The following is a 14995-nucleotide window of genomic DNA, read 5'->3' as shown; positions in this document are numbered from 1 at the left end:
TAACTTTTTTCGGGACGGTGCGGCATCGTATTATTTTGAAATGTAGAGGTTGCGGATCTTATCGGTGAGCAGGCGGTAAATTTCGGTATAATCCTCGTTGGTTTCTTGTAAATATTCGAGATGACGTGCCGTTGTCTTCCAGTCGCCACGCCTCGCCGGACCGGTCTGTCCGATCGATGGGTCGTCGGATAACATAGCTTTATAAATGGTTGTCTGGATGAGTGGTTTCAGCAGGTCGAATTTGAGCTGTTCCCGTTCGAGGAGGTCGTGCGAGATGGTCAACATGTAATTGGTGAAATTGCTGGCAAAAACGGCTGCTACATGCAAAATAAAGCGCTCATCAGAATCCATCCGTGTTACATTATTGCTCACGCTCGATGCGAGCTGCATTAATTTAGCTTCTATCAATTCATTTCGCGATTCAATGCAGAAGGGCAGTTCGCTGTAATCCATCTCGACCCCCTTGGTGAATGTCTGCAAAGGATAAAAAACGCCCGTGTGAACATATACGTCGCTATAAATCTCCACAAGTTTCTGAAATTCAGCGAGCGAATGTGTACCCGAGGTGTGTACAAGGATCACTCCTTCCGGGAGTACAATGCGTTGGATGATGCTCTCGATAGCATCGTCCGTCACTGCGACCACGATTATCTCGGCCTCGCTTTCGGAGAAATTGAGATCCGGCTGGATATTGGTGTCATACATTGACGAAGCCAGCTGACGCGCCTTTTGCGTATCGCGGCTATACACCTCACAAATCCAGTGCCCGGCGTCCTCAAATGCCTGCGCCAGATGCCAGGCCACGTTACCCGCGCCGATGAAAGATATTTTCAATTATCTATCCAATTTTCAAGCTGAATATCAGCCAGGTTTGCAAAATCTTTATGTTTCTGGTCGCCAGAATTAGATTATATCTCAATGCGGTCGTGCATTGATCTGAAATGTCTGCTGCATAGCGTTTTCAGTTGTTATTCATGCTAATATAATGCTTTTCGCCGACACAGGAGGCAGGGCATGCCGATACGTCAATGCACCACCGGTGCCACTTGCTCAGGCGTAGTAATCCCCGAGGGCAGCTCCATAATGCGCATGTTCCGGAAATGGATTTCGGCACCTTCGGCTTCCAGGCAGATGTAGCCCTTCTTGCGCTCGGAGGCGCGGAGGCCGTTGACGAACTTACCGTTCACCGAGAGTTTTACGGTGCCGTCCACGGCTACGACCACATACTTGTTCCATTCTCCTTTGCCTTTGCAGCGTTTTTCGAGGGATTTGCTGCGGATGCCGCGCGGATTGTCCGGAATCGCGGTCATACCCATGGTTGGAAAAAGTTCGCCGTGAACGTAATCGTCGGTAGCGTTGTGTTGCGGGGCGTAGTCCAGTTCGAGCATTTGTACTTCTATGGCTTTGGTCAACGGGTCGTGCTCCTGGGGCGTTCCTTCACTCCATATGAATACGCCCGAGTTGCCGCCTGCCTCCATATGTTTCCATTCCACTTCGAGGATGAAATTTTCGTATTGCCGATCGGAGCGCATGACGCCTATAGGTTTGCCGGAACAGATCAAAGTCCCATTTTTAACCTTCCACGTATCTTTGGATGTGTTGACATCCACCCAGCCGTTCAGGTTTTTACCATTAAACAGCTGAACGAAAGATAATTGATCGTTACCTTGGGCTAACAGCCTGCTACCGTACATAGTAAAGAGCAACAATATTGCCAGTTGTACGGGCGTATGGCTTAATTTCTTACCTGTATCCGCTAATATTGTGAAAAAGACTTCATTCATCGCTCTGCTGACTAAATTCTTCATTTAAACGAATGGTTCGACCCATGAAAATTTTAAAAGTACTGGTTGTCGCTTTATTACTGAATGCCACTGTCACACACGCGCAAAACACATCCCCGATCGCAGCAGGCGTCGATATCGGAGCTGGTTTTGGCAGCAACGAGTTGGCTCCTTCACTGATGTATCATGAGGAATTAGGTTCTCAAAGGTTACCCTGGTTGCGTATCGGGCTTGGTTTTCGGGCTTGGGGATATTCCGCTGGCAGGACAAATCTGGAAACCGAGCGCATCGCAGGGGTAAAAGATTACCTTGAATACCGGAATGTGTCAATCAACGGGGTGAGCTTTCTCGCAGGCATCAGTATGACTTTCTGGAAGTTTGATATCGGGGTCAATACAGACCTTTTGGGGCTGACTTACGGAACAAAAAGACATGGGTACTATGAGAAGGGCACTGTGGAACGGCCTGGCACCGGAGCACGGTATTACGACAAGTGGTTGAGTACCAAGCCGACCTTGTTTAACGCTTTGCCTCTGGCGCTTCGCGATAACAGCGGGCAGTCGGAAGCATTTGTGCGGTTCAGGGCGGGAAGAAGCCTGGGCTTGAAACTCGGTTATGTTTACGGAAGGGTTACTTACACGACCAGAAAAATCAACGATTTAAATGTTTACCTCGATAACAGCCAGCGACATGTGTCCACAGTTTACGGCCTGCCTTACGTGGCGTTGGCCTTTGCGGTGGGGCAATAACAAATGAATTTCTCAAACATACTTGTAATTCAATTTGTTAAACTCTATATTTGCACTCCCATTTTGCGATGGACTGTCTTGTTACAGTGTAAATAATTGAAAATCAATTTAATTTTTTTGTTAATCGTGGATACGTTAAGCTACAAAACCATCTCGGCGAACAAAAACACAGTAAACAAGGAGTGGATTGTTGTGGATGCTGAAAATGCAATTCTTGGTCGTTTGGCCAGTGAAGTTGCTAAAATTATCAGAGGCAAACACAAAGCAAGCTACACTCCTCATGTGGATTGTGGAGATAACGTAATTGTTATCAACGCCGATAAAATCAAGTTGACAGGTAAGAAAATGACGGACAAAGTTTATGTTCGTCACACAGGTTACCCAGGAGGTCAACGCTTCCAGACTCCCCGTGAGTTGCTCGAAAAACACCCTGAGCGTGTGATTGAGAAAGCCGTAAAAGGTATGCTTCCAAAGAACCGTTTGGGACGTCGTTTATTTACAAACCTGTTTGTTTACGCTGCTGCAGAACATCCGCACAGCGCTCAGCAACCAAAGCAAATCCAATTGTAATTCATGGAAGTGATCAACACAATAGGTAGAAGAAAAACAGCCGTTGCGCGTATTTACATGACGCCTGGCAAAGGAGATATTAAAGTAAACGGTCGCGATTACAAAGAATATTTTCCATTTGAAGTACATCAGATCGTTCTTCAGCAGCCGTTTGCTGTTATCAGCGGAGGAAACGGTTATGATCTTAAAGTAAACGTAAGAGGCGGTGGTATTTCAGGACAGGCGGAAGCAATCCGCATGGCTGTTTCCCGTGCGCTTTGCGAATATAACGGAGAATTCCGCCCGGCACTGAAAAAAGAAGGATTTCTTACCCGTGACCCACGTATGGTTGAGCGTAAGAAATACGGACGTGCCAAAGCCCGTAAGAGATTCCAGTTCTCGAAACGTTAAGAGTTCAAAGCGGTCCGCCGCGTGGTTTAGAGTCCATGAGTTCAAAGTAGGATTGTCTTTAAACTTAAAACTAAAATTGTCCAGACGTCGCTTATCGTGCCCGATGCTTCGTGCTGCGTAACAAGTCAAAAAAATATTTTCTAATCAAATTCGGCAATGGCACAAATAGAATACAAAGAACTATTGGATGCAGGTGTCCACTTTGGTCACCTTACCCGCAAGTGGGATCCACGTATGGCTCCATATATCTTCATGGAGAAGAACGGGATTCACATCATTGACCTGAACAAAACTTTGAGCTGCCTCAACGACGCTGAAGCCGCTCTGAAACAAATCGTTCGTTCAGGACGTAAGATCATGTTTGTTGCTACTAAAAAACAAGCACAGGAAATCGTAACGGAAGAGGCAAAACGCCTTAAAATGCCTTACGTGACCGATCGCTGGTTGGGCGGTATGCTTACAAACTTTGGCACGATTCGCAAGTCTTTGAAAAAAATGCAGACTCTTGAGAAGATGCTCAAAGACGAATCCACGGTTAGCAATATAGCGAAAAGAGAACGCCTGATGCTTACACGTGAAAAGGACAAGCTGGAAAGAGTACTAGGTGGTGTAGCAGACCTTACTCGCCTTCCCGCAGCACTTTTCATCGTTGATGTAAAACGCGAGCACATTGCGGTTTCAGAAGCAAAAAGATTGAACATCCCCATTTTTGCAATCTGTGACACCAATTCAAATCCTGAATTGGTTGATTTCCCAATCCCATCAAATGATGATGCTTACAAAGCGATTTCGTTGGTTACACTGGCGATCGGTAAAGCTATCGAAGAAGGTTTGATGGAACGCAAGCAAGATAAAGACGACCAGCGCCTGGTAGAAGAAGAAGAAGCGAAACGTTTGGCCGACAAAGGTGAAGAGGCAGCAGCGCCTCGCGCCGAAGTAGCCGCGGAAGCTGAGGTTGCTGAAAGTGACGAAGAGTAAAAAGGGCAATATGGTCTAGTTTTCAATGACTCGCCATACTTGACATATACCGTAGCCCATGGCCTCTTGCTATGGGCTACATTTTTTTAAAATTCTCGAGACCGGATTCTTTAACTGTTTGATAATCTTCGGTTAAAGGATTTATCGCCACAAAACATTAATACATAATATTTATCACGATCATGGCAATTACCGCACAAGATGTAAACAAACTCCGCCAGATGACCGGCGCGGGCATGATGGATTGTAAAAAAGCCCTGCAGGAAGCAGATGGCGATTTCGACAAAGCCGTTGATATTCTCCGTAAGCAAGGACAAAAAGTAGCCGCAAAACGTGCTGACAACGCAGTATCGGAAGGAACTGTTCTGATCAACATCAGCGCGGATGGTAGCAATGGTAAGCTCGTTGCCCTGGCATGCGAAACGGAACCTGTTTCCAACGTAGAGGATTTCAAAAACCTTGCGCAGTCTATTCTTGACAAAGCAGTAGCGGATAACATCGCTGACAAAGATGCCCTTTTGGCTGCAATTTTGGCAGACGGTCGTCCGGTAAGCGAGCACATGATCGAGCTTACCGGTAAACTGGGAGAGAAACTGGAAATCAGCGCTTACGAAAATCTTTCAGCTGACCAGGTTGTGCCGTACATCCACTCTAACGGTAAATTGGGCGTATTGGTCGCATTCACCGGCGTAAACGGAGCGGATGTTGCTGAACTGGGCAAAGACGTGGCTATGCAAATCGCTGCTATGAAGCCTGTTGCTTTGGATAAAGATGGCATCGATGCTGCTACTATCGAGCGCGAAATCGAGGTGGGTAAAGAACAGGCTCGTGCAGAAGGCAAGCCGGAAGCAATGCTTGAGAAAATCGCTCAGGGGAAACTTCAGAAGTTTTACAAAGACAGTACCCTGTTGAACCAGGAGTTCGTAAAGGATTCTTCATTGACTATCCGTCAACTGTTGGAAAAAACCGCGAAAGGTTTGACAGTATCTTCATTCAAACGTGTAGCGATCGGCGGATAAGCCATTCTTCATAAAATATCTTGACAACGCCTGGTATCTAATTTGTATACCAGGCGTTGTTTTTTCATATTTACGGAAAGTTAAATGCAATTTAATTTTCAGCACACGCTATCGGCGGCATTTCATCAGGCAGAATGGTTGAAATACGGAACAATCCATGTTCGGAGCATAATTCGACAGACGAAGAACTAGTTAGGCTTTTCCTCGAATCAAGGGACAATCGTCACTTTCGGAAACTTTATGAGCGGTATGCCGTGAAAGTTTATCAGAAATGCCTCACCCTTACCAGGGATGCTGCCCGGGCCGAAGACATTACACAGGACGTCTTTGTTAAACTCATCGGTAAGATGAGCACTTTTAAGACAGGCGCTAAATTTTCAACCTGGCTATTTACCATCACATATAATCACTGTATGGATCTCGCGCGCGGAAGCAAGCGCAAGGTCGTTCTCGTCCATCAGGAATGCACCGAATTGGAAGAATGCGGGGAGGTGAACCTGCCGGGGCTTTTTGGAGAGGAAATTAATCTGGCAATGCTGAAAGAAGCCCTGGATCAGTTGGACCTCGAAGATAGGGCCATGGTTTATCTGCGGTATCTGGATGACCGCAGCATCCGGGACATTGCACGGATCTTTCACACAACGGAAAGTGCGGCCAAAATGCGGCTGCTACGTTCCCGCAGAAAGCTTAAAAAGTGGTATCAGAAACTTGCTGGAAGAGGTGATTTCTTTTGAAAGCGTCAAAAATTGCTTTACTTTAACCGCTGCCTCCTCATCCATCAGTCTGGAAAACGATGATAAATTAATGAGTATGTTCCACTTAACACATTAACAATGAGGAAGAAATACCAACGCTCATCCTTTATTGCTCTAACGTTACTCGCACTTCTGAATTTCCCGGCTTTTACCCAAAACAAAGTTGATCTTTCCAATTCAATCAGTTCCGGCCGGCTAAAAACTGCCAACGATACCGCCTGGCATAAAATCGAATTCGGGGCTAACCTCAATCAAGGATCTTTCAGCTCAAACTGGACCGGCGGTGGTGTCAATTCGATCGCATTAGGACTTTTTCTGAACGCATTGAGTGAGAAAAAGGTTGGGAAAGATTCCTGGCGGAACGACTTTCAGGGCCAATATGGAATCGTACGCAACAAAGGCCAGCAAAGCCGCAAAAATGTCGACCGGCTGTTTTTTGACACCAAATATAACCGCGAACTTACAGCTAAATGGAGCCTTTTCGCGAACCTCAACTTCCTGTCGCAATTTGGCAATGGTTATGAATTTTCTTCGGACCCTGATTCAATAAATGTCAAGAGGAAGGTATCAGGCATACTCGCTCCCGCATATCTCACCGAGGCGATTGGTATTGAATATCGCCCGGTTCCTTACTTTTTCATCGACGTGGCACCAGGCGCGTTGCGGCAAACGATCGTAGTTGATGAAGATCTGTATGTCAATACACCGGATCAGAAAAACTACGGCGTGCCCATTGGCAAGCGCGTACGTACAGAAGCGGCACTGATCCAAATCGTGGCCAACTTCGATAAGGATATTGCCAAAGATGTAAACCTGAAATTCCGGTACCTGATGTTCTCGAGTTTTAAAGAGCCACTCAATATTGATAACCGTCTGGACGCTCAGTTGACGGCGAAGATTAATAAATACGTCAATGTAAATATGGGCGCTATTATGGTGTATGATGAAGACCAGAGCAACAAGATCCAGTTCGCTCAGGCGCTCAGCATAGGATTTTTGTTTGCCTTTTAATCCATTCAACTAACCTCAACTTGTTATGCTTCAGGAATTCAAGACGTTTATTGCAAAGGGCAATGTGCTCGACCTTGCTGTCGGTGTGGTCATTGGAGCCTCATTCGGAAAAATCACGACCTCGTTGGTGGAAGATATCATCAACCCGATCCTTGGCCTAGTTATTGGCGGTGTTGATTTTACACAACTCAAAATCGTATTGAAAGAGGCAGTCGGCAAGACGCCGGAAGTCGCGGTCAAGTATGGTAACTTTATCCAGGTCCTGATCCAGTTCCTGATCATCGCCTGGGTGATATTCATGGTCGTGAAACTGGCTAACCGGTTGAGGTTGTCGGAATCCTTGAGGAAGGAAGAGTAGAACTAGTTAAATGTTCATAAACGGCGAAAGAGAGGCATATTTTCTGTGCCTCTTTTTTTATCCATGTTATTGGGAGGGCATTAAAAAAAGTTTTCGTCAAAAGATTTACCTTCGTGGTCAGGGCAGGTTTTTGAACGTTTTTAAATTGATTCTTGTGCAAAAGGTAACTATTCTGGGTGGCGGAGAAAGTGGTGCCGGCGCCGCGATTCTGGCAAAATCCAAAGGGTTTGATGTTTTTTTATCGGATAAAGGCCTGTTGCATCAGAAATACAGCGACATTCTGAACAGTAAAAATATACCTTTCGAGCAAGGGCAGCATTCGGAAGAGCGGATCCTCGAAAGTGGCCTCGTGATTAAAAGTCCTGGTATCCCTGACACAGTGCCTCTGATCGTTGCATTGAAGGAAAAGGGCATTCCGGTGATTTCTGAAATCGAATTTGCTTCGCGTTATACCGACGCAAAGCTTATAGCGATCACCGGCAGCAATGGTAAAACCACGACCACTCTACTTACTTACCATTTATTGAAAACCGCGGGTCTGAACGTGGGTTTGGCGGGAAATATCGGCGACAGCTTCGCATGGGCAGTCGCAGAGAAGCGGTTCGATTATTATGTATTGGAAATCAGTAGCTTCCAGCTCGACAATATCATCGATTTCCATCCTTATATTTCCATTCTCCTCAATATCACTCCCGATCATCTCGATCGTTATGGATATGATTTTCAGAACTATGTGGAATCGAAGTTTAATATCATCCGGAACCAGACTGCCGGTGATTATTTCATTTACTACAAAGAAAGCGAGGTAATCAATAGTGAGCTCGAAAAGCGGAAACCGGTTGTCGGCAAGGTCGAAGTCTCACTTGAACAAGAATTGGGTTCGGGTTCTTATTTAGAGAATGGCCAGTTGATTTCGAAAATTAATGGCAGTGCATTTCAACAGGCATTCAACGAGTTGCCGATCAAAGGGCCGCACAATGCGATTAATGCACTATCGGCCATATCGGTAGCGCAATTACTGGGCATCGGTGCGGAGACCATCAGTGAAGGGTTGAAATCCTTCACCAACGCCCCGCACCGTCTCGAACAGGTAGAAGTGATCGACGACGTGACTTACATTAATGATTCCAAAGCGACCAACGTGGACTCAGTTTTTTACGCATTAGGCAGCTTCAACCAGCCGGTAATCCTCATTGCCGGAGGTGTGGATAAAGGCAATGATTATTCACAAATCGAAGAATTGGTTAGGAGTAAAGTGAAGGGACTGATAGTTTTGGGAAAAGATCCTGAAAAACTGGAAGGTTACTTTTCGGGCAAAGTCCCGCAAATATATGCCACCGAGGATGTCCAAGACGCCGTCGACAAAGGACGGGAGTGGGGCGTACCGGGGGATATCGTTCTGCTTTCACCCGCCTGCGCGAGTTTTGACTTGTTCAAAAACTACGAGGACCGGGGCGACCAATTCAAAGCTGCTGTCAGAAATCTCATTTCATAACATCCATCATCAGTCGGCACCCAATATGGATTTCCTGAACAAAACGAGGGAGGATACACAGGCGTGGTTTAGCAAAAACCTCAAAGGCGACCCCTGGATCTGGGGAATATGCATCATCATGTTGCTGTGGAGCATCGTGGTGGTATATAGCGCCTCGGTGAAGGACGCGTATAGCCAGATGGACGGTAATACCGAATATTATCTTTACAAACACGCATTGCTATGTGTGCTGTCGTTGATGGTAATGTATTTTGTCCATCGCGTGCCTTACATCAAATTCGTGTATGTAACGCGGCTCGCGGTTTGGAGCTCCATTCTTCTGCTGATCTTCACCATGTTTTTCGGAACGTCAGTCAATGATGCTGCCCGGTGGATCGAAATACCTGTACTGGGGCAGCGGTTTCAGCCATCAGAATGGGCGAAAGTAGCATTAGTGGCGCATTTGTCGCTGATATTGGCGAGGCATATCAAAGGGGGTTGGAATACCCGGGAGCTCTTTATGGAACCGCTCGCACTTGTAGGCGTTGTGTGCGGTCTGATCTTCGTGAGCAATGTATCCACGGCAGTTATGCTGGCGGGTATTTGCTTTTTGCTGATGTTCGTGGGTAAGGTGCCATTGCATTACCTGGTATTCACAGCAATGGGCCTGGTGTTCTTTGCAGCCATCGCAATCCTCCTCAATTCCACACAACGCTCCGGAACTGCGCAAAGCAGGATTTCTAGTTTTTTTGACAAAGATGTTGTGGTTTATCAATCACAACAATCCTATATGGCTATGGCCCGCGGCGGGTTATACGGGGAAGGTGTTGCCAAAAGCCGCCAGCGCCGCTTCCTGCCGGAGCCCCAAAAAGACTTCATTTTCGCGGTGGCGGTAGAGGAATACGGCACCCTTGGAGGCACAGCGTTGATTATCCTTTATCTTATCCTTTTATATAGAGGCCTCAAAGCCATAGAGGCTACCAAGAGGCCATTTGGTGGGTTGCTTTCAGCCGGACTTACATTTATTGTGGTGAGCCAGGCGTTTTCGGCCATGGCAGTGACGGTCGGGCTGGTACCTGTGACGGGGCAGACACTGCCTTTTTTTAGTCAGGGTGGCACATCTCTGCTTTTTACGGGGATTGCAATGGGTATGATCCTGAGCGTGAGCCGGGGCGAGATCGTCGAGGAAAAACGCATTTAATATGGCAAATAGAATCATCATCAGCGGAGGAGGCACCGGAGGACATATTTATCCGGCCATTGCCATTGCCAATGCATTACAGCATAAGGAGCCGGACACCGAGATTCTGTTTGTAGGCGCTTTGGGTAAAATGGAGATGGAAAAGGTGCCACGTGCCGGTTACAAGATTGTAGGGCTGCCTATTGCAGGTATTAAAAGAAGCCTTTCGCTCGAGAACCTGACATTGCCATTCAAAATGTTCCGTAGCCTGATGAAGGCCAAGGAAGTGATCAAAAATTTCAAACCGGATGTGGCCGTGGGCGTAGGAGGTTTTGCCAGTGGACCGTTGTTAATGATGGCATCCATGGCCGGCATTCCGACTTTAATTCAGGAGCAAAATTCTTATGCGGGCATCACCAACAAATTTTTGGCTAAAAGAGCTGCCAGAATATGTGTAGCCTATCCGGGAATGGAAGCCTTTTTCCCAAAAGAGAAAATTACGATGCTTGGCAATCCGGTGAGGAGTGACATTACTTACGTGCATTTGAAAAAGGCGGCGGCGTTGGAGCAATTCGGATTGGATGAGCGATTGAAAACATTGTTCGTCATGGGCGGAAGCCTGGGCGCACGCTCGATCAATGAAAGCATTACGGATGGTTTGGCGAAAATTGTAGACGCGGGATATCAGGTACTTTGGCAGACGGGAAAGAACGATGTAGACAAAACCAAAGCTGCCATTGAGAAACTGGGGACCGACAAGGTAAAGGCATTTGATTTTATCTACACGATGGATCTCGCCTATGCTGTGGCCGATGTGGTCGTCTCGCGGGCCGGGGCATTATCGGTGTCGGAGCTGTGCCTTGCGGCAAAGCCAGCCATTCTCGTGCCGTTTCCTCATGCTTCGGAAGATCATCAAACCAAGAATGCGATGAATTTGGTAGATAGTAATGCAGCCATTCTCGTAAAAGATTCGGAAGCACGAGAAAAGCTGGTCGATCAGGCATTGATGTTACTCGACGACGTCACCCGCCAGCGCGAATTGCAAACCAATATCAACAAGCTTGCCCGTCCGAGTGCAGCCGACGATATTGCCGCGGAAGTTTTAAAATTGATTCAGTAACCTAAGATTTGAATATGATGTCATCCTCTGTGACAAACTGGAAATATATCTATTTTGTAGGAATAGGCGGGATCGGAATGAGCGCGCTGGCACGGTGGTTCAAGGCCAATGGCTTTGAAGTGGCGGGTTATGATAAAACCATGACGCCGCTTGTTGAAAAATTGATTGAGGAAGGAATTCCGGTGACGCTGGAAGATGAGGTTTCGACGATTCCCGCGGAATTTACAGCCGATTCACAACAAACGCTGGTAGTATACACCCCGGCAGTTCCTGTGCAGCACAAGCAAATGCTTTACTTCCGGGACGAAAATTTCATGATCCTGAAGCGTTCGCAAGTTTTAGGTATTTTGACAAAAAACCTCAGAACGATCGGTGTCGCGGGTACCCACGGGAAGACCACCACATCGTCGCTCGTTGCGCATATCCTGCGTCACGCGCAGGTGAATAGCGCGGCGTTTTTAGGTGGTATTACCCAGAACTACGGTACAAATCTGCTTTTGAATGAACCAACCGATAAGCTGGAAGAAGTTTTCTGCGTGGTTGAGGCTGATGAGTTCGACCGCTCATTCCTTACATTATTCCCGGAGATTGCCATTGTAACCTCCACCGATGCCGACCACCTCGATATTTACGGTAAACATGAAGCGGTACTTGCATCCTTCCGGGATTACGTAAGCCAGATCGACGAAGATGGTGCATTGTTCCTCCGCGACGGACTCGAAATAGCAGACAGTTCAAAAGCAAAAGTATTTACCTACTCACTGAACAGCGGCTCCTATCATTCTGCCAACATCCGCATTGAGAATGCACGTTTTATATTCGATCTGATCTATCCGGATGGCCTGATCGAAGGTATTGCGATGAAAATCCCGGGGTATCACAATATTGAAAACTCGGTTGCGGCCAGTGCCGTCGCATTATATATTGGTGTTGCGCCTTCCAAAATAAAGCAAGCACTGGAAAGTTATGGAGGTGTGAAACGGCGGTTCGAATATCAGGTGGAGGAGGAAGGAAATGTCTATATCGACGACTATGCGCATCATCCTACGGAAATCGAGGCATTTCTGTCGTCGGTAAAAGGACTCTATCCCAACCGTCACGTCACGGCGGTCTTTCAGCCGCACTTGTTCACGCGTACCCGTGACTTTGCGGATGGTTTTGCAGAAAGTTTGTCGCTTGCCGACCGTCTTTTGCTGCTCGATATTTACCCTGCGCGTGAGTTGCCGATAGCGGGCGTGGATTCGCAAATGATTCTGGACAAAGTTACCTCTGCGGATAAACAACTGGTTGCAAAAGAAGAAGTTTTGCAACTGTTAAAAGAATTAAATACGGATATTGTGGTCACGATCGGTGCTGGGGATATCGATACTTTGGTAGGTCCGATCCGCGAATTGCTGCAAAATGCGGTTGCGAATAATTAGTCAAAGCATTTTTAATATTACTAAGATGTTACGTAAATTTGACTATTCATGGCTTTTGTTGAAACGTAGTTTGTGGCTTATTTTGCCAATCGCCGGCATTGGCATGGCGGAAAGCAAGCTTGGTCAACAGCGTTGTACGAATCTCGTAATATCGATCCAGGGCGATTCAGGTACACGATTCCTGAACCAAATGGATGTACGAACGCTGCTGACAGAAAACGGTGGGGACCCGTTGATTGGTGCCAGGCTCAGTGATGTAGCCTTGCATGATCTGGAAAACCGCGTCAGGCGCAACAAACTCATCAAGAAATGTCAGGTTTTTCGTGACCTCAAAGGCAATATAGTAGTCGAAGTAGAGCAGGAGAAACCACTCGCGCGCTGGATCAATACTTCGGAGAATGGAGAAATGCGGAACACGTCGGGATACTATATCAACCACGAGGGCGTTTTTTTTCCTCTATCAGAAAGTTATTCAGCAAGAACGTTACTGGTTTCAGGGGCGTATTTCCAGAACCCTCAAAAGCTGAGGTCCGAAAAGGGCACTCAGGTTTTGGAGTTATTGCGTTTTCTGAACACCGACCCGTTCTGGAAAGCGCAGGTGACGCAACTGAAGGTGGATAAGGATGGTGAAATCGATCTGACGACATTGCTGGGCGATCAAAGCGTCGAGTTGGGAATGGCGGAAGATTTCGAGCCGAAGTTCAAAAAGCTCCGCATCTTTTATGACAAGGTGCTGAGCAAGGACTGGAGTCGGTACAAGAGAATTAGTGTTAAGTTTCAAGATCAAATAGTTTGTGAATAATAATTCACCATCAGCATGGCACACGATAAGATTGTAGTTGGGGTAGATATTGGAAGTACTAAAATAACGGTGGTCGCCGCGCAGGGATCGGCAAACCGTCGGAACAATATCGAGATTCTGGGCTTCAGCGAAGTCCCTGTGCCGGCGGGAGCAGTAGTAAATGGCTCTGTCGAAAACATCAAGCAGGTCGGCAGCGCCATCAAGGAAGCATTGGCAGAAGCAGGATCACGATCCGATCTCGACATCGGGATTGTGAATGTGAGTTTCAGCGGAACCCATGTAAAAGTAAGTTCGCAGAGCGACGGAGTGATCCGGCCCTCAGCGTCTTCGGGCGAGGAGGTAACACAGCGGGATGTTGACCAGCTGGTAGACGATATGTATCGCGCAAAGATTGAGCCAAACTTCGACGTGTTGCATGTCCTGCCAATGGATTTTATTGTGGATAATTCTGTGGGCATACGTGAGCCTGTGGGCAGGACGGGGATCAAATTGGGCGGTAACTTCCTGGTAGTGTCTGCGAATAGCCAATCGATCCTGCGCACCAAGAAAAGTCTGGCCGATGCCGATCAGGCTTTGAGATGCGATAAACTTGTGCTGGCACCTTTGGCAACCAGCCTTGCCGTGCTTACGGATAATGAAATGAAAGCTGGCATCGCGATGGTGGACATCGGCGACCATACAACGGACGTCATCATTTACCACGACCGTATCGTTCGCCACATCGCGTCGTTCCCGATCGGTGGCCGGCACATCACCGCCGATCTTGAAGTAGGATGTGGAATCCAATTCGAAAATGCGGAACAGTTGAAAAAGGAATATGGCGTAGCGGTGTCCGCTGATGTCCCATTGAATGTGGAGATACTGATTAACTACCTTGCAGGCCGTCAGCCAAAGCAGGTGTTGAAAAAGAATGTGGCGCTGATCATCGAAGAGCGGCTGAAAGAAATCGCGGCGATGGTTTATGCGGAGATAATCAAGTCGGGTTTTGCAGATAGGCTGATCGGCGGGCTTGTGCTTACCGGCGGTTCGGCAAACATTCCCGAGATCGAGATTTTGTTCGAAAAAATCACCGACATGTCGGTGAGGGTAGGCTATCCCGAAAACCTGGAACGGACAGCCAAGGCTGACGCGGTAAGCAATTCTTCTTTCAGCACAGCCATTGGCCTTGCCTGGGCAGGACTGAAATTGGTCGACCCACGCGTGAAATCGGTTTGCAAGCCTTCATCTGCATTCAATACGGGTAATGTCGTTCATAAAGAGCCTGTCAAGGAAGTGAAAGAGCCGCCAAAGCGGAATGGAACGTTTTGGGATAACATTACCGGCATTATCGGAAAGAAGGACGATAGTATCGGAGACTATTAATCACATTTTACGCATACTCAAC

16 protein-coding genes are annotated in these 14995 nt (G+C 47.2%); 14 read left to right on the top strand and 2 right to left on the bottom strand.

The window, feature by feature from the left end:
- Positions 1 to 30 precede the first annotated feature (30 nt).
- The gene (locus LZD49_RS13820; RefSeq protein ID WP_234668156.1) at positions 31 to 834 is read right to left on the bottom strand and encodes a Rossmann-like and DUF2520 domain-containing protein; all 804 of its coding nucleotides are present in this window, start codon (positions 832 to 834) and stop codon (positions 31 to 33) included.
- Between the two features lie 191 nt (positions 835 to 1025).
- Positions 1026 to 1808 (bottom strand): DUF1080 domain-containing protein, encoded by a 783-nt coding sequence (locus LZD49_RS13815; protein ID WP_234668155.1) that lies wholly within the window; start codon positions 1806 to 1808, stop codon positions 1026 to 1028.
- A gap of 20 nt (positions 1809 to 1828) precedes the next feature.
- Here LZD49_RS13815 and LZD49_RS13810 point away from each other — a divergent pair, with 20 nt between their 5' ends.
- The 14 genes from LZD49_RS13810 to ftsA all read left to right on the top strand — a co-directional run bounded on the left by LZD49_RS13810 (position 1829) and on the right by ftsA (position 14973).
- Positions 1829 to 2533, top strand: coding sequence for a hypothetical protein (locus LZD49_RS13810; protein ID WP_234668154.1), 705 nt, complete (start codon positions 1829 to 1831; stop codon positions 2531 to 2533).
- A 126-nt stretch (positions 2534 to 2659) separates the two neighbouring features.
- Entirely contained in the window at positions 2660 to 3103 is a 444-nt protein-coding gene (gene rplM, locus LZD49_RS13805) for a 50S ribosomal protein L13 (protein ID WP_234668409.1), read from the top strand.
- A gap of 3 nt (positions 3104 to 3106) precedes the next feature.
- Entirely contained in the window at positions 3107 to 3493 is a 387-nt protein-coding gene (gene rpsI / locus LZD49_RS13800; protein ID WP_234668153.1) for a 30S ribosomal protein S9, read from the top strand.
- Positions 3494 to 3649: 156 nt separating this feature from the next.
- Entirely contained in the window at positions 3650 to 4471 is an 822-nt protein-coding gene (gene rpsB, locus LZD49_RS13795) for a 30S ribosomal protein S2 (RefSeq protein WP_234668152.1), read from the top strand.
- A gap of 182 nt (positions 4472 to 4653) precedes the next feature.
- Positions 4654 to 5490, top strand: coding sequence for a translation elongation factor Ts (gene tsf / locus LZD49_RS13790; RefSeq protein ID WP_234668151.1), 837 nt, complete (start codon positions 4654 to 4656; stop codon positions 5488 to 5490).
- A gap of 134 nt (positions 5491 to 5624) precedes the next feature.
- Positions 5625 to 6224 carry an RNA polymerase sigma factor gene (locus tag LZD49_RS13785; RefSeq protein WP_234668150.1) on the top strand — a complete coding sequence of 200 codons (600 nt, stop codon included), beginning with the start codon at positions 5625 to 5627 and terminating at the stop codon, positions 6222 to 6224.
- Positions 6225 to 6323: 99 nt separating this feature from the next.
- Positions 6324 to 7256 (top strand): DUF3078 domain-containing protein, encoded by a 933-nt coding sequence (locus LZD49_RS13780; protein ID WP_234668149.1) that lies wholly within the window; start codon positions 6324 to 6326, stop codon positions 7254 to 7256.
- 25 nt (positions 7257 to 7281) lie between these two features.
- Entirely contained in the window at positions 7282 to 7614 is a 333-nt protein-coding gene (gene mscL, locus LZD49_RS13775; RefSeq protein WP_234668148.1) for a large-conductance mechanosensitive channel protein MscL, read from the top strand.
- A gap of 148 nt (positions 7615 to 7762) precedes the next feature.
- On the top strand, positions 7763 to 9109 hold the full coding sequence (gene murD / locus LZD49_RS13770; protein WP_234668408.1) for a UDP-N-acetylmuramoyl-L-alanine--D-glutamate ligase: 1347 nt from the start codon (positions 7763 to 7765) through the stop codon (positions 9107 to 9109).
- A 25-nt stretch (positions 9110 to 9134) separates the two neighbouring features.
- The gene (locus LZD49_RS13765; protein ID WP_234668147.1) at positions 9135 to 10289 is read left to right on the top strand and encodes an FtsW/RodA/SpoVE family cell cycle protein; all 1155 of its coding nucleotides are present in this window, start codon (positions 9135 to 9137) and stop codon (positions 10287 to 10289) included.
- Position 10290: 1 nt separating this feature from the next.
- Positions 10291 to 11388 (top strand): undecaprenyldiphospho-muramoylpentapeptide beta-N-acetylglucosaminyltransferase, encoded by a 1098-nt coding sequence (gene murG / locus LZD49_RS13760; protein ID WP_234668146.1) that lies wholly within the window; start codon positions 10291 to 10293, stop codon positions 11386 to 11388.
- 17 nt (positions 11389 to 11405) lie between these two features.
- On the top strand, positions 11406 to 12809 hold the full coding sequence (murC, locus tag LZD49_RS13755) for a UDP-N-acetylmuramate--L-alanine ligase (RefSeq protein ID WP_409021324.1): 1404 nt from the start codon (positions 11406 to 11408) through the stop codon (positions 12807 to 12809).
- A 25-nt stretch (positions 12810 to 12834) separates the two neighbouring features.
- Positions 12835 to 13611 carry a cell division protein FtsQ/DivIB gene (locus LZD49_RS13750; protein ID WP_234668144.1) on the top strand — a complete coding sequence of 259 codons (777 nt, stop codon included), beginning with the start codon at positions 12835 to 12837 and terminating at the stop codon, positions 13609 to 13611.
- Between the two features lie 15 nt (positions 13612 to 13626).
- Positions 13627 to 14973, top strand: coding sequence for a cell division protein FtsA (gene ftsA / locus LZD49_RS13745; protein ID WP_234668143.1), 1347 nt, complete (start codon positions 13627 to 13629; stop codon positions 14971 to 14973).
- Positions 14974 to 14995: the final 22 nt, after the last annotated feature.

It is taken from the genome of Dyadobacter sp. CY261 (genome assembly GCF_021440085.1).
Taxonomy (GTDB): Bacteria; Bacteroidota; Bacteroidia; order Cytophagales; family Spirosomataceae; genus Dyadobacter.
The sequence above is the reverse complement of the archived record's forward strand: the minus strand, read 5'-3'. Positions and strand labels throughout refer to the sequence as shown.